Genomic DNA, 18566 nt, shown 5'->3' with positions numbered 1-18566 from the left:
CGCGCGGTGGTACGGCTGCTGCCTCCCGCTCGAAGGCTTCACGGGGCGAGGACGGTCAGCGCCCGGGTGATTCCTGCGCGGGGGACGCCGGGTCGAGTCGTCCGTCGGCAGGCCGGCGCAGGAGGGTGGCGAGGAGTTCGGCCACGGTGGGGCCCGCGTCTGCGGGGTGACGCAGCTGTTTGCCGGCGGTGACGCTGTAGTGGTTGGTGCGGCCTCGCCGCTCGTGGCTGAGGTACCCGTCCTCTTCGAGGTCGGTGATGATGCGCTGGACGGCGCGCTCGGTGAGCAGGCAACGGGTGGCGATGTCCCGCACGCGGATGCCGGGGTCACGAGCGATCTGGACGAGGACACGGGCGTGGTTCGTCAGGAACGTCCACCGTCGCTCGGTCGTCGCGCTGATGTCCATGTCTCCACGATAGGACCTGTGTTTCGCGGCTGCTGAAACACGACAGTCAATTCGTGCAATGGTTGACATGTTCGATGGATGGGCGAACAGTGGAAGGACAGCCGTTCGTACCGCCCCCGAGGCGGAGCCGTGCGGCAGCCCACGTCTGGGAGATGGTTTGCGTGGACCCGATGAGCAGGGAAGGGCTGGAGCGGCTCAGGTCCCGGCTGGCCGAGCGGATCGCCGCGCCATGCGAACACGGCAAGGACGCGGGCCGGGTGGAGCCGCTGCGTCGGCAGGTGCGACACGCGGTGACCGGCATCGACGCCTACCTCAGCGCGCTGGAGGCGGGTAGCAGCACCGCGGCGGGGCTCCGTCAACAGGCTCTCGATCTGTGGCACGGCCTGGAGCGGATCGCCTCCGCGTGGCCCGAGCCGGACCGGGCCGCCGCCGACGGTACGGCCCGGGTGCCGGTGCAGCCGGCATCCCCGGCGTGAGGTGGTTCGCATGCTGCACGGCCTGAAGTCGGAGACCGCCCGAGTCGGTGACGCGCTCGTGTGCTCCTTCGCCGGTGACATGATCCTGGACAGCGGGGCGACCGCCGCCCAGGCCCTGACCGCGGCCCTCGACCAGCATCCGGACCTGCTCGCCGTCGACCTGGCCGGCGTGGAGCTGTTCACCTCCACCGGCCTCAACCTGCTCCTGACGGCCCGCCGCCGCGCCCTCGACGAGGGCGTCGCGCTCGTGCTGATCGCCCCCTCCGCCATGACGTTGCGGGTCCTGGAGATCACCGAGACCCGACCGCTGTTTCCGGTCTACGACACCCCCGGAGACGCCCTGCGCGCCCTGCGGCAACCACCTGCCACACACGCCGTCCGTGAGAGCGCTCGGCCCGGACGCGAGCGAGTAGCGGCCCCTGCCCCGGACGCGAGCGAGTAGCGGCAGCGTGTAGCGGCCCCTGCCCCGGAGGCGCGAACAACGGCCTGGCGGGTCGTTCGGAAACCGTGCCGCCTCGATGCGTGGCAGCGGGGACCAGCAGCGACGGAGCGATGACTCCGTGTCGCCGGACGGAGTGTGAGCGGGAGTTCCGCGCGACCTCAGGGCCCTTCTGCGCCACGGGAATTCGATGCCGGAACGATCGTGAGTGGACCGGAACCCGTGATGCTCCGTTGTTTGTCCCGGTGAGCCCTGGGTACACAGCCGGGCCGAGGAGCGGCTCTCCTACTGGAGAGGGCCGGGGCCGTTCAGGGACTCTTCCAGGGAAATCGACCATGAACAACGCCAAGCTTGCCGCTGCTGTGGGCGCGGGCTACCTCCTCGGGCGCTTGCACAAGGCCCGATGGGCGCTGGCTCTCGCGGGCATGGCGGCGGGGAAACGTCTGACCGCCAATCCCGGAGTGCTCCTCGGCCAGGTGCTGGAATCATCGCCCCAGCTCCGTGAGCTGGCCGGCGACGTCCGCGGGGAACTGGCCAAGGCGGGGAAGAAAGCAGCCATCGCGGCAGCGAGCAACCGAGTGAGCGCGCTGACCGACCAGTTGCAGCAGCGGACCGAGGACCTGCGGGCGGGGACCGCCGGTAGCACCGAGGACGAGGAACCGGAGGACAGTAGCAGCGAGGACGAGGAACCGGAGGACAGTAGCAGCGAGGAACCGGAGGAGGAGCCACCCGAAGAGGAGGACCAGGAGGGCGACGGCGAGAAGAAGCGTTCGCCGGCCCGCTCGCGGCAGAGTGCGTCCCGCTCCACGGCATCGTCCACGCGCCGTGCGTCGCCGACAGCGTCCAAGCAGCGGGCTTCCGCGGCCTCGACGAAGAAGGCCGCCCCCTCGCGTTCCCGTACGGCCGGTAGCAGTGGCACGACACGTAAGAGCGCGGACTCCTCGCGACGGCCGGCGAGCAAGACCACCGAGTCCAAGGCCCCGGCGAAGAAGGCCGCCGCCCCGCGCAAGACGACGGCGGCGAAGAAGACGGCGGCGAAGAAGACGGCTTCGACTGCGCCCCGCAAGGCTGCGGCCTCCTCGACCTCCGCTCGCAAGAGCACGGCGTCGGCGGCGAAGAAGGCCCCGGCGGCGCGCAAGTCCACGACCTCCCGCGCCTCGACGGCGCGCAAGCGGGGGTGACGACGATGGCTGAACAGACCAAGAAGGACCAGGGCTCGCTGGGACTGGGTGACGTACTGGAAGCCCTGCCCACCGACGAGCTGATGCAGCAGGCCCGTGAGCTGGCGGCCGCTGCGGGTGAACGGGCCGTGGCGGCGGCGAGCGACAAGGTCGCGGACCTGACCGGTCGCCTGACCGACTTCGCGGAGCACGGCGGCAGCCTGCTGGGCGGTGGCGATGGCGATGGCAGCAGCGGAGGGAAGTCTCCGATGCGGCTGCTGCTGGGGGCAGGCGCCGCCGGGCTGAAACAAGTGGTCAGCAACAAGCTCACCGGGGGTGGGAGCGGAAAGGGCGGCAAGGGCGGCAAGGGCGGCAAGCTCAAGATCACCAACATCGTCGAGGAGATCGACGTCGGCGTCCCCGTGCGGGTGGCCTACAACCAGTGGACCCAGTTCCAGGACTTCCCCCGGTTCACCAAACGGCTGGAGAAGGTGGACCAGGAGTCCGAGCAGAAGATCGCGTGGAAGGCCGGGATCTTCCTGTCCCACCGCACCTGGGAGTCGACGATCATCGAGCAGGTGCCGGACGAGTTGATCGTCTGGCGCTCCAAGGGCGACAAGGGTCACGTCGACGGCACGGTCACCTTCCACGAGCTCGCGCCGAACCTGACCAGGATCCTCCTGGTGCTGGAGTACCACCCGCAGGGCCTGTTCGAGCGCACGGGCAACATATGGCGGGCCCAGGGCCGGCGGACACGCCTGGAGCTCAAGCACTTCCGCCGCCACGTCATGACCCACACCATCCTCGATCCGGACTCGGTCGAGGGCTGGCGCGGGGAGATCCGCGACGGCGACGTCGTGCGCTCCCACGAGGAGGCCCTTGAGGACGAGGACGCCGAGAACGAGGACGCCGAGGACGAAGGTGCCGAGGACGAGTACGACGACGAGGAGCGGGAGGAGCAGGAACCGCGGGCCGACGAGGACGAGGAGCCGGATGAGGAGGGCGGCGAGGAGCCGCAGGACGGGGAGGAGTCCGAGGAGGACGACGAGGAGGAGCCCGCGGACGAGGACGAGGACTGGGAGGGCGAGCCTCCGGAAGACGAGTACGACGAGGAGGAGCCCGAGTACGACTCCGAGGACGAGGGCGAAACCGAGGACGAGGCGCAGGACTACGACGAGGAGGAGGAACCGGAGGACGACGACGAGGGAGCCTACGACGACGGCGACTACGGCGACGACGAGTACGAGGACGCCCAGGACGAGGACGAAGAGGAGCCCGGCCCCTCGGACGAGGACGACCGGACCTCATCACGATCCCGCAGGCGCGTCCCGGCACGGGCACGGTGAGCCGTCATGACCGTCGCCTCGCGCCCCAGCCACTACCTGGACCGGCCGTCGTCGAGCGGTCTGGTCGACGTCATCGACCTGATCCTCGACAAGGGCCTGGTCATCGACATCTACATCCGCGTCTCCCTGGTCGGCATCGAGCTGCTGACCATCGACGCACGCATCGTCGTCGCCAGCGTCGACACGTACCTGCGGTTCGCCGAGGCGGTCAACCGCCTGGACCTGAAGGATGACAAGAGCGAGGGACTGCCCGAACTGATGCAGGACATGACCCGGGGCGGAGCCCGGCACAAGACCAGGGGCGCTCTCGAAGGCGTCAAGGAGACGGTCAGCGAAGTGATCGACCGGGTCAAGGGGGACGACGAGGAGGAGCCCGAGCCCCGGGAGCGGCCCCGGCCCCGGTCACGCACCCAGCGTAAGGAGCGCGAGTGATGAACGCCCCCACTCCCACCGACGAGCGGGCCTGCTACGTGTACGGGATCGTGGCGGCGGGCGCCGACCCCCCGGAGTTGGAGGGGATCGGGGATCCGCCGGCGCCGGTGACGCTGGTGCGGCACCGGGGCATCGCGGCACTGGTCAGCGACGTGGCGGTCGACCGCCCGCTGGGCACCGCGGCCGATCTTCGGGGCCACGCCCGTGTCCTGGACACCCTGGCCACCCGCGACGCCGTGCTGCCGCTGCGCTTCGGGGCGGTGGTCCGCGACGTCACGGCAGTGGCCGACGAACTGCTCGCCCCCCACGAGGACGCGTTCCTGAGCGCCCTTGAGGACCTGCGCGACACCGCCCAGTTCGTGCTGCGCGCCACCTACCGGCAGGAGCGCGTCCTGAGGGACCTGCTCGCCGACCGCGAGGACATCGCCCGGCTGCGCGAGGACATCGCCGGCCTCCCCGAGGAGGCCTCCTACTACGAGCGGGTCCGACTCGGCGAGATGATCGCGGGGGCGATCTCCGCGCACCGCGAGGCGGACACCGCGGTCGCCCTGGAGCGGCTGGAGCCACTCGCCGTGGCCGTCAACGCCACACCGGCCTCCGACGCGGTCGGCGACGAGGCGGTCAGCGCCTCCTTCCTCGTCGCCAGGACCCGCTGGAAGGAGTTCGAGGACGCGGCCGAAGACCTGGCCCGCGACTGGGCGCAGCGCGCCGCGGTGCGGCTGCTCGGCCCGCTGGCCCCCTACGACTTCGTCACCGAGGCCGTGGCCGACGCCCGGCCCGCGGAACAGGGGGCAGGGTCATGGGACTGATCACCGGGCTGCTCACCCTTCCGCTGGCCCCCGTGCGCGGGGTCGTCTGGGTGGCGGAACAGCTCTACGAGCAGGCCCGCCGGGAGCTGACCGACCCCACGGTCATCCGCGCCCGCCTGACGGAGGTGGAAGCCGCGCGCGCGAGCGGCGCGATCAGCGAGGAGGAGGCCGCCGAGCAGGAGGAGGAACTCGTACGGCGCCTGTGGCAGGCCCAGGGCACCGCCGGAGGCCTGGAGGTGTAGAACCGTGCCTGAAGACGAGCCGCGCCCCCGCCGCCCCGCACGGTCGCGGGACCCCGAAGAGCCCACGCCGCGCCGCACCGCCGCACGTTCCGAGCCCGCCCGGCCCCGACGACGTCCACCGCCCCCGTCCGATCACGAGGACGAGGCACCGGCCCCGCGACGCCGCCCCCCGCCCGAACCGCAGGACGGAACCGAAGCAAGCACCGCAAGCACCGCAAGCACCACCCCGCGGCGTCGCGCAACCTCCACCACCCGTCGAGCCGGAGCCGACGCCCGGCCCGGTGACGGCGATGCACCGGCCCCGCCACGGCGCCGGAGCACGGCCCCCACCCGAAGCAACGGCGAACGATCCACGGCCCGCCCCCGCCGGGCGGAGCCGGAGCGGATCGGCGCGCGCGGCGCGGCCGCCCGAGCGGCCGTCTGCGTCCAGGAACTCACCGGGCGCAGCGCGGAGGGCGTCACGTCGCTCGACCGCACCGAGGACGGTTGGCAGGTGGGGGTGGAGGTCCTGGAGGCGCGCCGCATTCCCGATTCGACCGACATCCTGGCCGTCTACCAGGTGGTACTGGACCCGGAGGGCGAACTCGTCTCCTACCGCAGGGACCGCCGGTACCACCGGGGGCGCGCGAACGAGGAGCTGTCATGAGCGAGTTGACCGGTTACGGCGGCTCCGGCCCGCTGTCGCACCTGCCGAGGACGTCCGCTGCTCCGCAGTCCGCCAACCTGGCCGACCTGCTGGAGCGGGTGCTGGACAAGGGCATCGTCATCGCCGGCGACATCCGGATCAACCTGCTGGACATCGAGCTGCTCACGATCAAGATCCGCCTGCTCATCGCCTCCGTCGACCGGGCCCGCGAGATGGGCATCGACTGGTGGGAGCACGATCCGAGCCTCTCCTCCGGCCGGCGCGACCTCGCCACCGAGAACCGGCTCCTGCGTGAGCGCCTCGGTCAGCTCGAAGCCTCCCACAGCGCCTCCGCCTCCGCCGAACCCGCCGACGTCCAGGAGGCCTTGGACGATCGGACCGCCGAATCCCCGCCCGCCCGCAAGACCCCCCGCACCCGGCGCACCTCCCGGACCGACTCCTCATGAGCACCCGACCGCCCACCAACACCTGGCTCTACGCCATCGTCGGCGGCAGCAGCAGCACCGGCACCGGCCACGCCGTACCGCCCGGCTTGACCGGCGTGGCCGGCGAGGACCTGCACGTCATCACCGGTCCGGACCTGACCGCGCTGGCGGGCGCGGTGCCGCGCACGGACTTCGACGAGGAACCCCTGCGGAGGCACCTGGAAGACGCCGCGTGGCTCGAACACGCCGTCCGCGTGCACCATCACGTGGTCGACACCCTTGCCCGCGCCGCCCCGGTGCTGCCCCTGCGCTTCGCCACGCTCTACCGCGACGACCAGCGGGCCGCCGCCATGCTCGCGGACCACCGTGACGAGTTGCTGGCCGCACTCCGGCGCACCGGCGGCCGAGTGGAATGGGGCGTCAAGGCCTACCTCACGCCCACCGGTCCACCGACCGACGCCGACGCCGGAGTAGGCGATCCGCAGCAGGAACCGGCGGCCCGCCCGGGCACGGCCTACCTCCTGCGCCGCCGGGCCCACCGCCGGCTCCAGGAACAGGCGGTCCAGCAGGCCTCGGACGACGCGGCGGACGTCCACACTGCGCTCGCACGATCGGCCGTCGAGGCCTTCTGCCACCCGCTCCAGCCGCCCGAGGCGACCGGCCGTGCCGAGCCGATGGTCCTCAACGGCGCCTACCTCGTCGAGCGGTCCGGCACGGCCGCCTTCCACCAGGCCGTCGGCGCGCTGTCCGCCCGGTTCTCCGGCCTCCGCCTGGAAACGACCGGCCCCTGGCCGCCCTACTCCTTCACCATGACCGCCCACCACGAGGACGAGCCGCCATGACCACCAGCCCGCGGACGTTCGGCACTTGGCCCGACACCGCGCCCCCCGTGCCCGAGCGGAACGTGGCCCTGGTCGACCTGCTCGACCGCCTGCTGGCCGGCGGCGTGGTCATCGCCGGGGAGATCACCCTGTCCATCGCCGACGTCGACCTGGTCCGCATCAGTCTGCGCGCCATGATCGCTTCCGTGAGAGCCGCCATCGCACCCGCCGACCTGGCCTCCCACGACCGGGGGGAGCCGACGTGAGCTCGCCCGGCTGCCCGTCACGCGCGGCGTCTCCCGCCGATCGCCTTGCCCCGGACCGCGTTGCCCCGGACCCGGACCGCCGTGCCACGCCCCCGTCCCGGCCGGCCGGCCGCTGCGCCGGGAAGCCGGGTGAGAGCGACCGGCCGGCCTCCAACCGTCGCATGGCGCTGGAACCCGAGACCGTTGCGCGGGACCTCACCTGCCTGGTCCTGGCCCTGGTCGAACTGGTCCACCAGCTCATGGAACGCCAAGCCCTGCGCCGCATCGACCAGGGGGACCTCGACGACGACCGGATCGAGTCACTGGGCCTGACCCTGATGGCCCTGGAACAGCGCATCGACGAACTGCGCGAACACTTCGGCCTCACCCCGGACGACCTCAACATCGACCTCGGCCCGCTCGGACCCCTGCTCGCCCCCGAGTGACCCCGCGGCGCCACGTGCCCTCCCGAGCCGGCCGGAGCTGTCGGCCGCACGCATGGAAACCCGCAGGCAGGGCACACGCCGAAGTGAACCCCGACTCCGTGAAAGGAGCGACGCACCATGAGTGCCGGCAAGAAGGCCAAGCACACGGCAACCGCTGCCAAGGGCAAGATCGAAGAAGCCACCGGCAAGACGGTCGGCAACGAACGACTCATCGCCAAGGGCAAGGCGAACCAGGCCAGGGGAGCAACCGCCCAAGCCGGCCGGAAAGCGAAGGACGCTCTGAAGGACCTGACCTGACCGGCCACTGACGATCAACCCGTGAACCACTGTCCGTCCTTCGGCCGTAGTCCCGGCCGGAGGACGGACGGCTTCTGCCGTCGCCTCGCGGCCCTCGGCATCCTCGGCGATCACCTCGGACGTGGTCTCGGCCGAGCAGGTGTCGCGGTACGTGCTGCGCACCCGGTGAGGCGGTGGGTGAGCGGAGAGGAAGTGGCGGTATGACGTTCCAGCACCCCGCGCGCAGACGCGGGGACGGGAAGCGCGGACGGTTCGAGAACTTCGCGGAACTGGCCTCGAACTTCACCAGTTCACCGGTCTTCGCGCTGCTGTGCCTCGCCCTGGTCGGCCTGTTCGTGGCCGTTCACGCGGCCGGGCTCTCGACGGAGTGGCAGGTCCTCGCCGGTGACACGATGGCGGCCGTCACGCTCCTGCTGCTGGCGATGCTGAAGAACGCCGAGCGGCGTGCCGAACACGCCATCCAGCGCAAGCTCGACGCGATCGCCCGGGCGCTGCTCGAACAGCAGGAAGGAGAACGCGGGCAAGCCCACGAGGATCTGAAGGCGGCCGTCAGGATGGAGGAACGCCTGTAGCCGGGCGTCCGATCCACGCCGGGAAGGGCCGGGACCGCCCACCGCCGCCCTCGGACCCACGCCCGTCGACGCGACGCGGATGCGGGCGGATGACGTACGGGGGCCCCGCCACCTCCGGTGGGGAAGCGGCGAGGCCCGGGCGACGGTTCCTCGGCGGGCGGGGTCAGCGCCGCAGGGTGAGGAGGCCCGGCCGCCACGGCAGTTGGTCGTAGGGGCCGGTCGCGGTCGGGAACTTGCCCTGGTAGAGGAACTGCAGGTTGCAGGGGTCGATGGTCATGGTCTGGTCGGGGTTGTTGCGGACCAGGTCGCCGTGGCTGATGTCGTCGGTCCAGGTGGCGCCGCTGTTGGCCTTGCCGGCGAAGGGGTTGCTCTCGCCGGCGGCCTGCGGGCTCCAGGAACCGTTCAGGCCGGAGGCCGTGAACGAGCGGAAGTAGCGTCCGCCCGCCCCCATCGCCTCGACGATCATGAGGTACTGGTTCTGCCCCTGGACCTTGTAGACCTGCGGCGCCTCGAACAGGTCGGCCGTCGAGTCGCTCATGACCGTCGTGTACGACGAGCCGAAGCTGCCCGGGAAGTTCCCGATCGGCATGCTCGCCCGGTAGATGCTGCCGTTGTCACCGGCGAAGAACAGGTACATGTTCTGGCCGTCGGCGATCAGGGTCTGGTCGATGGGGCCGGTGCCGGAGCCGGGGATGCTGCCGGTGAACAGCGGCTGCGGCGCGGACCAGCCGTTGGGGTCGGTCGGGTCGCTCGACGTGCGGTAGACGAACGGCCAGTGACCGTGACCGTCGGCGGCAGCACCCGGTGCCTGGACGCCAACGCCAGGGGCACCACCGACGGCACCAAGGTGGTCGTCTGGTCCTGCAACGGCCAGGCCAACCAGCAGTGGCAGCTGAACCCGAACGGCACCGTCACCGGCGTGCAGTCGGGGCTCTGCCTGGACGTGGCCGGCCTGGCCACCGCCGACGGCACGCCCGTCCAGCTGTGGAGCTGCAGCGGCGGCAGGAACCAGCAGTGGACGCTCGGATGACCGAATGACCCGAATGACCGAATGACGCCGCGGTCTGCCCGTCGTGCCGTCACGGCACGACGGGCAGGAGCCGTTGACCAACCGCCGTCGGCCCGGCGGCGGGTCACCCCTTCAGTGCGCCCTGGGTGATGCCGCCGACGATCTGCCGGCCGAAGACGGCGAAGACCAGGAGCAGCGGCGCGGTGCCGACGAGCGCGCCGGCGGTGATGACGGACCAGTCGGTGGACCAGCCGGTGCCGAGCCCGGCGAGGGCGACCTGGACGGTGGGATTGGTGGCGCCGTTCATCGCGATGACGGGCCACAGGAAGTCGTTCCAGGACTGGACGAAGACGAGCATCCCCAGCACGGCCATCGCGGGCCGGGCGATCGGCAGGACGACGTGCCAGACGACGCGCAGCGAGTGCGCGCCGTCGACCCGGGCCGCCTCCAGCAGTTCGGTGGGCAGCGCCTGGGTGAGGTACTGCCGCATGAAGAAGACACCGAAGGCGGTCACCAGGGAGGGCAGGATCAGGGCGCCGAGATGGTTGCCGAGCCCCAGGTGCCGCATCAGGATGAACAGCGGCACCACACTGACCTGGGCGGGCACGGCCATGGTGGCGACGACGAGGGCCAGCAGCGCGCCGCGGCCGCGGAAGCGCAGCTTGGCGAACGCGAAGCCGGCCAGGACGGAGAACGCCACCGTGCTGAGCGCGACGGTGCCGGCGACCAGGGTCGAGTTGAGCAGTGCGACGCCCATGCCACGCGCTCCGGCGTTGTCCCACACGTAGCCGATGTTGTGGAACAGGTTCGAGCCGGGCAGGAACGGCGGGGGCGTGGAGACCACCCGGTGGCTGTCGGTCGACGCCGCGACGAGCGTCCAGTACAGCGGGAACAACGAGACGAGAGCGGCCAGGACCAGCGTCGCCAGGGCGAACGGCCCGGCCCGGTGCCGGCCGCCCGCGCCCGGGGAGCGCAGCCGGCTCCGGTGCCCGGCGGCCCGCCGGTCGGCCGCGGTGCGGCCGGCGGCGGTGCGGTCGGGGGTGGTGGAGGGTGCGGGGGCGGTGGTCATGGAGTCGTCCTTCCCGGTCACTCGGCGGCGCGCAGGCGGCGGGCGACCAGCGTGTTGGCCAGGCCGACCAGCAGGAGCAGGCCGAACATCAGCCAGGCGACGGCGGAGGCGCGGCCGAGCAGGCTGTCGTGGAAGCCCTGGTCGTACATGAGGATGCCGAGGGTCTCGTACTGGTGGGCGGCGCCGCCCTGGTGACCGCTCTGCCCGCCGAACAGGTAGGGCTCGCCGAAGAGTTGGGTCGATCCGATGGCCGAGACGACGACGGTGAACAGGATGGTGGGGCGCAGTTCGGGGATCGTGACGTGGCGGAACTGCTGCCAGCGGTTGGCTCCGTCGATCGCCGCGGCCTCGTACAGCTCGCGGGGGACGGCCTGCATCGCGGCGAGGTAGATCAGCGCGTTGTAGCCGGTCCAGCGCCAGATGACGATCACGGAGACGGCGAGCTGGGAGCTCCAGGCGCCGGACTCCCAGTGGATCGGCCCGATGCCCACCAGACCGAGCAGCCAGTTGGCCATGCCGCCCTCGGGGCTGAAGATCAGCGCGAAGACGAGCGTGGCGGCCGCCACCGACGTCGCGTACGGCGCGAGCAGCGCCGTCCGGAAGAAACCACGGGCCGGGAGGCGGTAGTTCAGCAGGTGGGCCAGGCCGAGCGCGGTCAGCAGCTGCGGGACGGTGGACAGCACACCGAGGCTGACCGTGTTGCGCAGGGCGTGCCAGAACAGCTCGCTCGAAGGCCCGAACAGCAGGTCGCGGTAGTTCCCGAGACCGACCCATCGGCTCTGGTCCACGTTGTAGAGGCTGACCTGGTGCAGGGACAGCCAGCCGGTGTAGAGGAGCGGGAACAGCCCGAAGACCGCGAACACCAGGAAGAAGGGCGCGACGAACACGTAGGGCGAGCCGGTGCGGTCCCAGCGGTGCAGCCGGCCGCGCAGGCCGGCCGGCTTCCCGCGGCGCTCCGGCGGGCTCGGGGCGGGTGGGTCGACGGGTTCTCCGCGGTGGGCGCGGGTCGGGGTGGCCACAGGTTCCTCCGTGCCGGGTCGACGGTCGGCTGGGGTCGTCGCGTCGTCGCGTCGTTCTGGACAGGGTTCGGTCGGTCTCGGCCGTTCGCGGGTGGCGGCCGTGGGGAGAGCGGGCCGGGGAGCGGGCCGGGGGAGCGGCGGCCGTACGGACCGCGTCGGGGCGGGGTGCCACGCGGTCCGTACGGCGCCCCGCCCCGGGGCTACTGGACGGTGCTCGCGAGCTGCTTCACGGTGGCGGCCCAGGCCTCGTCGGGGCTCTGGTGGTTCTGCTCCATCAGCTGCACGCCGTTGCCGAACGCCCCGTGGAAGTCGCCGTGGTGCGGCCCGGTCTCGGCCGGCCGGATGGCCTTGGCGGCGGCGGAGAAGATCTGCCCGGTGGGGGCGTTCGGGCCGATGTACGGGTTGGTGAAGTCCGTGACGCCCGGGAGCGCGTACGCCTTCTGGTTGGCGGGGATGTTCCCGACCTTCTGGAAGACCTTGGCCTGCTGCTCGGGTGCGGTGAGCCAGACGGCCAGCGCCTGGGCCTGGGCGACGTGCTTGCCGGAGGCCGGCACCGTCAGGAACGAGCCGCCCCAGTTCCCGGCCGCGGGGGCCTGTGCGATGTTCCACTTCCCTGCGTTGCCCGGGCCGGAGTACTTCTCGATGTTGGCCTGCTGCCAGGACGGGCAGACGGTGGTGGCGAACGTGGAGTTGGAGAAGGCCGTCTGCCAGGGGGTGTCGAATTCCTTGAGCCCCTGGGTGATACCGGCCCCGACCGCGTCGGAGGCCAGCTTCCACCCCTTCTTCACACCGGCGGAGCCCTGGTAGTCGGCCTTGCCGTTCTTGTAGTACTGCTCCGCGTCGGAGGAGACCGCGCCGTTGTACAGGCCGGTGGCGGTGTCCATGAAGAAGGTGCCCTTGGGGGCCTTGGCCTGGTACTGGCGGCCGACCTCGACGTACTTCGCCCAGTCGCCGGCCCACAGGGCGCTGACCGCGGCGGGGTCGCCGGGCAGGCCCGCGGCCCGGAAGAGGTCCTGGCGGTAACAGATCGCCATCGGGCCGACGTCCGTGCCGAGGCCCACGGTCTTGCCCTGGGCGGTGGTCGCCTGCTTCCACTTCCACGGCAGGTAGGCGTCCTTGTCGACCCCCTGGGCCTTCGACAGGTCGGTGAAGGCGGCGCTGAGCTGGTCGGAGGTGGCCAGCGCTATCCGGCTCACCTCAAGGGCCTGGATGTCGTCGAGACCGCCGCCCGAGAGCCGGGTCTGCAGCGCCGTCCAGTAGTCGCCCTCCACCGTGGTGGCGTTCTCCTTGATGGTGATGTTCGGATGCGCCTTCGTGTACTCGTCGAAGAGCCCGGCGTCCTTGTAGCCGAAGGTGCCGAAGTCGCCCACGGTGAGCGTGATCTTCGCGTTCGGGTCGTCCGAGCCGGACCCTCCGGAGGAGCATCCGGTGACCAGGGCCGCGGTGACGGCGGCGGCCGACAGGAGGGCGGGGGCTCTGCGGGAACGGCTGCGCAGGAACATGGGGTTCTCCAGGCGGTAGCGGGACGCGCGGGGGTGGGCCGGGCTCGCGGCGCGGGGAGCGGGGCCGCGAGCGGTCGTGAAGGGGGTGCGTGAGGGGACACGCCAGGGGCCGGTGTTAACTCGCTCCGCCGGCCCCGGGAGCGTCGTCCGAGGCGTGGGAGCGCTCCCAGTCGGGAACAGTGCTCTCTCGGAGACGGACTGTCAAGAGCTGTGACAGCAGGGGAACTTGGGCCGGACCGCCGGTGACGTCAGCCGGCGGTCGGGGGCGCGGACTCGCGGACGGTCAGCCGGGTGGGGAGGACGAGGGGGCTCGGGTCGTGGCCGTCGATGACGGCCACGAGCATCCGGGCCATCTCCATTCCCAGTGCGCGCACCGGCTGGTGCACGGTCGTCAGCGGCGGATCGGCGTACAGGGCCCCGGCGAGGTCGTCGAAGCCGACGACCGCGACGTCCTCGGGCACCCGCCGGCCGTGCCGGCGCAGGGTGCGCAGCGCCCCCAGCGCCATGCCGTCGTTGGCCGTGAACACCGCGTCGATGTCCGGGCGGTCCGAGATCAGCCGCTCCATCGCGGCCTCGCCGCCGACCTGGGTGAAGTCGCCGGGTGCCACGCCCGCGGCGGACCGGCCGGCCAGGACCAGTGCCTCGCGGAAGCCCTGTTCGCGGGCGACGGCGGCCTGGAGGTCGACCTGTCCGGTGATCATCGCGATGTTCCGGCGTCCGCCGCGCACCAGGTGCTCGACGGCCAGGCGCGCGCCGCCCCGGTTGTCCGGATCCACGTACCACCGGGGGGTGCCCGTCAGTGGCAGGCCGCCGAAGACCACGGGCAGGTCGGTCTCCTCGGCCAGCCGGCCCAGGGGGTCGTCGCCGCGCACGGCCATCAGCATCACGCCGTCCGCCCGGTGGGAGCCCAGGATGTGCCGCAGGCGGTCCTTGCCGCGGGGCGTGTCGGCGAGCAGCAGGACCAGTTCCAGGTCCGTCCGGTCGAGGTAGGAGCTGACGCCCACCGTCACCTCGGCGAAGAACGGGGAGGCGAACAGTCCGGGCTCGTCGCTGGACACCGCCAGCACGACCGCACCGGCGCGCCGGGTCGCCAGCGCCCGCGCCGTCGGGTTCGGCGTGTAGCCGAGCTCGCGGACCGCCCGTTCCACCGCGGCACGCTTGGCAGCGCTCACGTGCGGCACGTTGTTGATCACCCGGGACGCCGCCGTGCGGGAGACCCCGGCCCGGGCTGCGACCTCGTCCAGCGTCGGCCGGCGTCGTGGGGACGTCTCCATCGCGATCGCCGATCCTCCCGTTGCCGTCGGGCCTTCTCCGGACCATGGTTCCACGGACATCCCGTGCGGCCGGGGCGATCGGGCGAACCCGCTCGCCTCCGCGGACCGGAAGCGCTTCCAGGCCTTCCGCCGGCCGGCGCGGGCCCGCCCGGACGCCGCCGGCCGTCCGGAAACCCTCGCACGGATCCGGTCAGGCGTGGGGGCGGGCACCGGGTCGAGCGCCGGATCAAGCGCCTTGTCCGGTCGGCGTCTTGACACCCCGTTCGGACAGCCCCAATCATCGGGAAACCGGAAGCGCTTCCATCCCCCCACCCCCACCCGTGGAGGAAGCACCATGCTCCGCTCGCCCCGTACGCGTTCCCTGCTCCTGGCGCCGGTGCTGAGCACCGTCCTGCTCACGGTCCACCCCGGGACGGCCCACGCCGCCGACCCCACCACCATGACCAGCGGCTTCTACGCCGACCCCGACTCCTCCGCGCGGCAGTGGGTCGACGCCCACCCGGGCGACGGCCGGGCCCCCGCGATCCGGTCGTCGATCGCCGACGTGCCGACGGCACGCTGGTTCGGCAACTGGAGCGGCACCATCGGGACGGCGACCGGTGCCTTCGTCGGCGCGGCCGCCGCCAACCGCGAACTGCCCGTCCTGGTGGCGTACGACATCCCCAACCGCGACATCTGCGCCGGCCAGTCCGGCGGCGGGGCGGGCAGCGCCGCCGACTACCGGACCTGGATCGCCGCCTTCGCGAGCGGCATCGGCAACCGGCCGGCGGTGGTCCTCCTCGAACCCGACTCGCTCGGTGACGAGAGCTGCATGACCCAGGCCCAGATCGCCGAGCGCAACGGCCTGCTGAGCAACGCCGTCGCGCAGTTCAACGCCAAGGCGCCGAACACCTGGGTCTACCTCGACGCCGGAAACCCCGCCTGGCTGAGCGCCGACACCATGGCCCGGCACCTGGCCGCGGCCGGGGTGAGCGGGGCGCACGGGTTCTCGCTGAACGTGTCGAACTACCTGACCACTGCGGAGAACACCGCCTACGGCAACGCCGTCAACGCGGCCCTGAGGTCCGCGAAGGGCTTCACCAAGCCGTACGTCATCGACACCAGCCGCAACGGCAACGGCTCCGACGGTGCGTGGTGCAACCCGGCCGGGCGGCGGATCGGCCGGCCCTCGCAGGTCGGCGGCGGCGCCGAGATGCTGCTGTGGATCAAGGTGCCCGGCGAGTCCGACGGCAACTGCGGCGTCGGCGCCGGATCCACCGCCGGACAGTTCCTGCCCGAGGTCGCCTACAAGATGATCTACGGCTACTGACGCGGAACGACCAACCGTCCAGCTACCCGTCCGGGCCCGGTCCGCACGGACCGGGCCCGGCCCGCCTGGCCGGACAACACCTGGTTGTCACCGGCCCCGGAAGGGTTGCCGCTGCCGCGAGAACTACTTCCGGCCGCCGCGCGCCGGGCTGCCGGTACCCGGGGTCGGCCGGTGGGAGCGCCCGGCGTTCGCCGCTGAGCACGTCGACGCCGCGGGGGCCCGTGTGGATCCCGGCGGAGCCGTGGTCGTGCCCGGCGCAGGGTGGGTGGCTACGGGGCGGGCGGGCCGTCCGGGCGAGGGCGGGTGGTGCGGATGGTGCGGGGGGAGGCGCCGAGTTCGCGGCGGCAGGCCTTGTTGAAGGCCTGGAGGTCGGGGATGCCGACGGAGGCGGCGATCGCGGGGATGGAGAGGGTGGTGGCGCGCAGGAAGTGGCGCGCGCGCTCCATCCGGCGGGCGCGGATGTGGCCGACGACGGTTCCGCCGGTGGCGGCGCGGAACAGCCGGGTGAGGTGGTTGTGCGAGACCCCGACGGCGCGGGCGATCTCGGGGACGGTGAGGGGCTCGGCGAGTCGCGCCTCGATCAGGGAGGCGGCGGCGGCGACGGCCGGGTGGACGGCCGGGGTGCGGGGCTCGCCGGGAGGGGTGAGCACCGCGATCCGCCACAGCGCGGACCAGACCTCGGCGGCGGCCCGGGCGGGGGTGTGCGGCCAGGCGGCCACCGCCTGACGGAACCGGGCGGTGAGCGGGTCGAGTTCGGCCCCGGTGGGCTGGATCACGGGGATCCGGTGCGGGGCGCCGGCGGTGCGGAGGCGCAGGTGGACGTAGAAGTGCTCGGAGCGGCCGCGGTAGCGGTAGCGGACCTCGGAGCCGGGCGGCACCAGGCTGACGTGGCCGGGCCGGATGCCGTGCGGGGTGCCGTCCACCGTGAGGTCGGCGTGGTAGCGGTAGAGGTGGAGTTGCCACAGGTCCGGCAGCGAGAACACGTCCACGTGGCCGGCCGGTCCGTGGACGCCGATGCCGACGTCGGCGAGCGCCGGTGGCTCGTCGAGACGGGCGAGGACTGTCTGCATGGGAACGAGTTGTACCACTCGCCGGCGATGGTGAGAACGGACCAGTAGAGGGTGAACCCGGCCCACGCGGAGGCGCGTCGGCCGGATCTAGCGTGGCGGCCATGGAGAAGACGGAAGTACTGCTGTCATCGGTGCAGATGGCGCGCTTCGTGGCGCGGGGATCGCTGCGGCTGGATGCCGTGGTTCCGGCGGAGACGAACGCCGAGGGCCTGGCGGTCCTGGCGGCGGGTGTGCCGGACGTGCCGTACGGAACACCGGTGTCGCAGGCGTACGCGGAGGGCTCGTTCGTCCGCCGCCTGCTGGAACTGCCGCAGGTGGCCGGGGCGTTGCGCAGCCTGGTCGGCCCGGAGCCGTGGGTGGACCACCACGCGGTGCACATCCGCGAGCCGCACGGCGGTGCGGCGCAGGCGCTGCACGGGGACGCGATCATCGACGTCCGGCCGGACGCGTTCGACGTGCAGCTGATGTACTACCCGCAGGACGTGACGCTGGAGATGGGCGGAACGCTCAGCGTGCCGGGCAGCCACCTGCGGCGGACCAACGAGTCCGACACCGGCCGCTACCAGAACCTGCGCGGCCAGGACCGCCTGGTCTGCCCCGCCGGCACGGTGGTGTTTCTGCACCACGGCCTGTGGCACGGCGGCCGTCGCAACGACAGCGACACCGTCCGCTACATGTTCAAGATCCGTTTCAACCCGAGGGTCCGCCAGCAGCTGCTGTGGGACACCTCCGACCTCCACGACCCGCAGGTGAACACGGAGTTGGACGCGGTCCTCCCGTGGTACGAGTGGGCGACCGGCCGGCTGGAGCGGTACAACCGCATCCTGCTCTGGCGGGAGCTGACCGGAGACCCGGGCTACGACCTCGACCACTGGGTCACCAGGGTCTCCAACCGCCCGAAGGAGACGGTGGCATGACGACCGCGACGACCCCCGCCGCACGGACCGGCGAGGCCGTGGTGCTGCGCCAGCAGGTGCTCGTGCTGTACCTGGCCGACTCCCGGCTGGACTCGCACGTGGTCGGCTGGACGCGCTACGACGGCACCGGCCGCACCTCACCCACCACCGGCGACAGCGACGAACCGCCGTACGGGAGCGGGGTTGAGGCGCTCCAGGACGGCTGGCGGCTGTTCCAGGCCGCGCAGTTGATCCCGCCCTACCCGGGCCACGAGTACGACGTCTCCTTCCTCAAGCACGAGTACTTCTTCGAGCGGCTCGTGAACGTCCGGGAGCCGGACGCCCGGTGACCCGGCCGGAGGCCCCGCGTCCCGTGCGGACGGGGGCCTCCGGCGCTCACGGGCCGACCGGCAGGGTGCGGAGGAGGCTCATGGTGCCGTTGGCGTCGTGGCTGACGGTGGACAGCCCGGCTCCGGGGGCGTCGGCGGTGGCGGTCGGGGGGTGGTTCAAGGGGTGTTCCTTCTCGCTGCCCGCCGTTCGGTGAGCGGTTCCAGCGAGGGGGCGCGTCGCGGGTGAGCGGCGGGCGGGCGGTGGCGGGGGGGTCCCCCCAGCACCCAACGCTTCCTCCCAGTCCCCCCCGCACCCCCTCAGAGGAG

The 18566-nt window shown here is 72.2% G+C and carries 24 protein-coding genes and 1 pseudogene; 18 read left to right on the top strand and 7 right to left on the bottom strand.

From position 1 onward, the window contains the following. Positions 1-55: 55 nt before the first annotated feature. Positions 56-406, bottom strand: coding sequence for a helix-turn-helix transcriptional regulator (locus ACZ7KX_RS32625; protein ID WP_470329606.1), 351 nt, complete (start codon positions 404-406; stop codon positions 56-58). A gap of 170 nt (positions 407-576) precedes the next feature. Between ACZ7KX_RS32625 and ACZ7KX_RS32620 the strand changes: the two genes are divergently transcribed. The 14 genes from ACZ7KX_RS32620 to ACZ7KX_RS32555 all read left to right on the top strand — a co-directional run bounded on the left by ACZ7KX_RS32620 (position 577) and on the right by ACZ7KX_RS32555 (position 8762). After that, complete coding sequence (locus ACZ7KX_RS32620) at positions 577-882, top strand: hypothetical protein (RefSeq protein WP_396546414.1); 306 nt, start codon at positions 577-579, stop codon at positions 880-882. A gap of 10 nt (positions 883-892) precedes the next feature. Further along, the gene (locus ACZ7KX_RS32615) at positions 893-1324 is read left to right on the top strand and encodes an STAS domain-containing protein (protein WP_470329605.1); all 432 of its coding nucleotides are present in this window, start codon (positions 893-895) and stop codon (positions 1322-1324) included. 332 nt (positions 1325-1656) lie between these two features. Continuing rightward, positions 1657-2502: a histone protein gene (locus ACZ7KX_RS32610; RefSeq protein WP_470329604.1), complete on the top strand. Its 846-nt coding sequence runs from the start codon at positions 1657-1659 to the stop codon at positions 2500-2502. 5 nt (positions 2503-2507) lie between these two features. Continuing rightward, positions 2508-3827 carry an SRPBCC family protein gene (locus ACZ7KX_RS32605; RefSeq protein ID WP_470329603.1) on the top strand — a complete coding sequence of 440 codons (1320 nt, stop codon included), beginning with the start codon at positions 2508-2510 and terminating at the stop codon, positions 3825-3827. A gap of 6 nt (positions 3828-3833) precedes the next feature. After that, entirely contained in the window at positions 3834-4259 is a 426-nt protein-coding gene (gvpJ, locus tag ACZ7KX_RS32600) for a gas vesicle protein GvpJ (protein ID WP_470329602.1), read from the top strand. Next, positions 4259-5068, top strand: a complete 810-nt coding sequence (locus tag ACZ7KX_RS32595) for a GvpL/GvpF family gas vesicle protein (protein WP_470329601.1) — start codon at positions 4259-4261, stop codon at positions 5066-5068. The genes gvpJ and ACZ7KX_RS32595 overlap by 1 nt, the downstream gene beginning before the upstream one ends. Further along, entirely contained in the window at positions 5059-5310 is a 252-nt protein-coding gene (gene ccmI, locus ACZ7KX_RS32590) for a c-type cytochrome biogenesis protein CcmI (RefSeq protein WP_470329600.1), read from the top strand. The genes ACZ7KX_RS32595 and ccmI overlap by 10 nt, the downstream gene beginning before the upstream one ends. A 4-nt stretch (positions 5311-5314) precedes the next feature. Beyond that, on the top strand, positions 5315-5956 hold the full coding sequence (gene gvpO / locus ACZ7KX_RS32585) for a gas vesicle protein GvpO (RefSeq protein ID WP_470329599.1): 642 nt from the start codon (positions 5315-5317) through the stop codon (positions 5954-5956). Next, positions 5953-6402, top strand: coding sequence for a gas vesicle protein (locus tag ACZ7KX_RS32580; RefSeq protein WP_470329598.1), 450 nt, complete (start codon positions 5953-5955; stop codon positions 6400-6402). The genes gvpO and ACZ7KX_RS32580 overlap by 4 nt, the downstream gene beginning before the upstream one ends. Further along, complete coding sequence (locus ACZ7KX_RS32575) at positions 6399-7223, top strand: GvpL/GvpF family gas vesicle protein (protein ID WP_470329597.1); 825 nt, start codon at positions 6399-6401, stop codon at positions 7221-7223. The genes ACZ7KX_RS32580 and ACZ7KX_RS32575 overlap by 4 nt, the downstream gene beginning before the upstream one ends. Next, on the top strand, positions 7220-7468 hold the full coding sequence (locus tag ACZ7KX_RS32570) for a gas vesicle protein (protein ID WP_470329596.1): 249 nt from the start codon (positions 7220-7222) through the stop codon (positions 7466-7468). The genes ACZ7KX_RS32575 and ACZ7KX_RS32570 overlap by 4 nt, the downstream gene beginning before the upstream one ends. A 161-nt stretch (positions 7469-7629) precedes the next feature. Next, positions 7630-7893: a gas vesicle protein K gene (locus tag ACZ7KX_RS32565; RefSeq protein WP_470329595.1), complete on the top strand. Its 264-nt coding sequence runs from the start codon at positions 7630-7632 to the stop codon at positions 7891-7893. Positions 7894-8010: 117 nt separating this feature from the next. Further along, positions 8011-8190 carry a CsbD family protein gene (locus ACZ7KX_RS32560; RefSeq protein ID WP_470329594.1) on the top strand — a complete coding sequence of 60 codons (180 nt, stop codon included), beginning with the start codon at positions 8011-8013 and terminating at the stop codon, positions 8188-8190. Between the two features lie 200 nt (positions 8191-8390). Next, the gene (locus ACZ7KX_RS32555) at positions 8391-8762 is read left to right on the top strand and encodes a low affinity iron permease family protein (protein WP_470329593.1); all 372 of its coding nucleotides are present in this window, start codon (positions 8391-8393) and stop codon (positions 8760-8762) included. Positions 8763-8925: 163 nt separating this feature from the next. Here ACZ7KX_RS32555 and ACZ7KX_RS32550 read toward each other — a convergent pair. Beyond that, a pseudogene (locus ACZ7KX_RS32550) lies at positions 8926-9543 on the bottom strand (non-reducing end alpha-L-arabinofuranosidase family hydrolase); the annotation flags it as partial. On the opposite strand from ACZ7KX_RS32550, the gene ACZ7KX_RS32545 reads away from it, so the two are divergent. Continuing rightward, on the top strand, positions 9544-9792 hold the full coding sequence (locus ACZ7KX_RS32545; protein WP_470329627.1) for an RICIN domain-containing protein: 249 nt from the start codon (positions 9544-9546) through the stop codon (positions 9790-9792). 103 nt (positions 9793-9895) lie between these two features. On the opposite strand, the gene ACZ7KX_RS32540 is transcribed toward ACZ7KX_RS32545, so the two are convergent. The 4 genes from ACZ7KX_RS32540 to ACZ7KX_RS32525 all read right to left on the bottom strand — a co-directional run bounded on the left by ACZ7KX_RS32540 (position 9896) and on the right by ACZ7KX_RS32525 (position 14635). Continuing rightward, the gene (locus tag ACZ7KX_RS32540; protein ID WP_470329592.1) at positions 9896-10840 is read right to left on the bottom strand and encodes a carbohydrate ABC transporter permease; all 945 of its coding nucleotides are present in this window, start codon (positions 10838-10840) and stop codon (positions 9896-9898) included. 17 nt (positions 10841-10857) lie between these two features. Further along, positions 10858-11859: a carbohydrate ABC transporter permease gene (locus tag ACZ7KX_RS32535; RefSeq protein ID WP_470329591.1), complete on the bottom strand. Its 1002-nt coding sequence runs from the start codon at positions 11857-11859 to the stop codon at positions 10858-10860. 200 nt (positions 11860-12059) lie between these two features. Beyond that, entirely contained in the window at positions 12060-13361 is a 1302-nt protein-coding gene (locus ACZ7KX_RS32530) for an ABC transporter substrate-binding protein (RefSeq protein WP_470329590.1), read from the bottom strand. A 248-nt stretch (positions 13362-13609) separates the two neighbouring features. Then, positions 13610-14635, bottom strand: coding sequence for a LacI family DNA-binding transcriptional regulator (locus tag ACZ7KX_RS32525; RefSeq protein WP_470329589.1), 1026 nt, complete (start codon positions 14633-14635; stop codon positions 13610-13612). Positions 14636-14969: 334 nt separating this feature from the next. Here ACZ7KX_RS32525 and ACZ7KX_RS32520 point away from each other — a divergent pair, with 334 nt between their 5' ends. Further along, positions 14970-15944 carry a glycoside hydrolase family 6 protein gene (locus ACZ7KX_RS32520; protein WP_470329588.1) on the top strand — a complete coding sequence of 325 codons (975 nt, stop codon included), beginning with the start codon at positions 14970-14972 and terminating at the stop codon, positions 15942-15944. A 269-nt stretch (positions 15945-16213) separates the two neighbouring features. Here ACZ7KX_RS32520 and ACZ7KX_RS32515 read toward each other — a convergent pair whose 3' ends face one another. Further along, a complete protein-coding gene (locus ACZ7KX_RS32515; RefSeq protein WP_470329587.1) occupies positions 16214-17014 on the bottom strand; it encodes a helix-turn-helix transcriptional regulator in 801 nt (266 codons plus the stop codon). Between the two features lie 101 nt (positions 17015-17115). On the opposite strand from ACZ7KX_RS32515, the gene ACZ7KX_RS32510 reads away from it, so the two are divergent. After that, on the top strand, positions 17116-17931 hold the full coding sequence (locus ACZ7KX_RS32510; RefSeq protein WP_470329586.1) for a phytanoyl-CoA dioxygenase family protein: 816 nt from the start codon (positions 17116-17118) through the stop codon (positions 17929-17931). Continuing rightward, complete coding sequence (locus ACZ7KX_RS32505; RefSeq protein ID WP_470329585.1) at positions 17928-18260, top strand: hypothetical protein; 333 nt, start codon at positions 17928-17930, stop codon at positions 18258-18260. The genes ACZ7KX_RS32510 and ACZ7KX_RS32505 overlap by 4 nt, the downstream gene beginning before the upstream one ends. Positions 18261-18566 lie beyond the last annotated feature (306 nt).

The sequence above is a fragment of the Kitasatospora sp. NPDC038210 genome (assembly GCF_055600605.1).
Note: the sequence above shows the minus strand (reverse complement) of the source record. Positions and strands in the feature narration are given on the sequence as shown.

Bases quoted from the DNA above. Each gene is read 5' to 3' on its own strand.
- ACZ7KX_RS32625 (WP_470329606.1), bottom strand. From the start codon at position 406: ATGGACATCAGCGCGACGACCGAGCGACGGTGGACGTTCCTGACGAAC.
- ACZ7KX_RS32620 (WP_396546414.1), top strand. From the start codon at position 577: ATGAGCAGGGAAGGGCTGGAGCGGCTCAGGTCCCGGCTGGCCGAGCGG.
- ACZ7KX_RS32615 (WP_470329605.1), top strand. From the start codon at position 893: ATGCTGCACGGCCTGAAGTCGGAGACCGCCCGAGTCGGTGACGCGCTC.
- ACZ7KX_RS32610 (WP_470329604.1), top strand. From the start codon at position 1,657: ATGAACAACGCCAAGCTTGCCGCTGCTGTGGGCGCGGGCTACCTCCTC.
- ACZ7KX_RS32605 (WP_470329603.1), top strand. From the start codon at position 2,508: ATGGCTGAACAGACCAAGAAGGACCAGGGCTCGCTGGGACTGGGTGAC.
- gvpJ (WP_470329602.1), top strand. From the start codon at position 3,834: ATGACCGTCGCCTCGCGCCCCAGCCACTACCTGGACCGGCCGTCGTCG.
- ACZ7KX_RS32595 (WP_470329601.1), top strand. From the start codon at position 4,259: ATGAACGCCCCCACTCCCACCGACGAGCGGGCCTGCTACGTGTACGGG.
- ccmI (WP_470329600.1), top strand. From the start codon at position 5,059: ATGGGACTGATCACCGGGCTGCTCACCCTTCCGCTGGCCCCCGTGCGC.
- ACZ7KX_RS32580 (WP_470329598.1), top strand. From the start codon at position 5,953: ATGAGCGAGTTGACCGGTTACGGCGGCTCCGGCCCGCTGTCGCACCTG.
- ACZ7KX_RS32575 (WP_470329597.1), top strand. From the start codon at position 6,399: ATGAGCACCCGACCGCCCACCAACACCTGGCTCTACGCCATCGTCGGC.
- ACZ7KX_RS32570 (WP_470329596.1), top strand. From the start codon at position 7,220: ATGACCACCAGCCCGCGGACGTTCGGCACTTGGCCCGACACCGCGCCC.
- ACZ7KX_RS32565 (WP_470329595.1), top strand. From the start codon at position 7,630: ATGGCGCTGGAACCCGAGACCGTTGCGCGGGACCTCACCTGCCTGGTC.
- ACZ7KX_RS32560 (WP_470329594.1), top strand. From the start codon at position 8,011: ATGAGTGCCGGCAAGAAGGCCAAGCACACGGCAACCGCTGCCAAGGGC.
- ACZ7KX_RS32555 (WP_470329593.1), top strand. From the start codon at position 8,391: ATGACGTTCCAGCACCCCGCGCGCAGACGCGGGGACGGGAAGCGCGGA.
- ACZ7KX_RS32540 (WP_470329592.1), bottom strand. From the start codon at position 10,840: ATGACCACCGCCCCCGCACCCTCCACCACCCCCGACCGCACCGCCGCC.
- ACZ7KX_RS32530 (WP_470329590.1), bottom strand. From the start codon at position 13,361: ATGTTCCTGCGCAGCCGTTCCCGCAGAGCCCCCGCCCTCCTGTCGGCC.
- ACZ7KX_RS32525 (WP_470329589.1), bottom strand. From the start codon at position 14,635: ATGGAGACGTCCCCACGACGCCGGCCGACGCTGGACGAGGTCGCAGCC.
- ACZ7KX_RS32520 (WP_470329588.1), top strand. From the start codon at position 14,970: ATGCTCCGCTCGCCCCGTACGCGTTCCCTGCTCCTGGCGCCGGTGCTG.
- ACZ7KX_RS32515 (WP_470329587.1), bottom strand. From the start codon at position 17,014: ATGCAGACAGTCCTCGCCCGTCTCGACGAGCCACCGGCGCTCGCCGAC.
- ACZ7KX_RS32510 (WP_470329586.1), top strand. From the start codon at position 17,116: ATGGAGAAGACGGAAGTACTGCTGTCATCGGTGCAGATGGCGCGCTTC.
- ACZ7KX_RS32505 (WP_470329585.1), top strand. From the start codon at position 17,928: ATGACGACCGCGACGACCCCCGCCGCACGGACCGGCGAGGCCGTGGTG.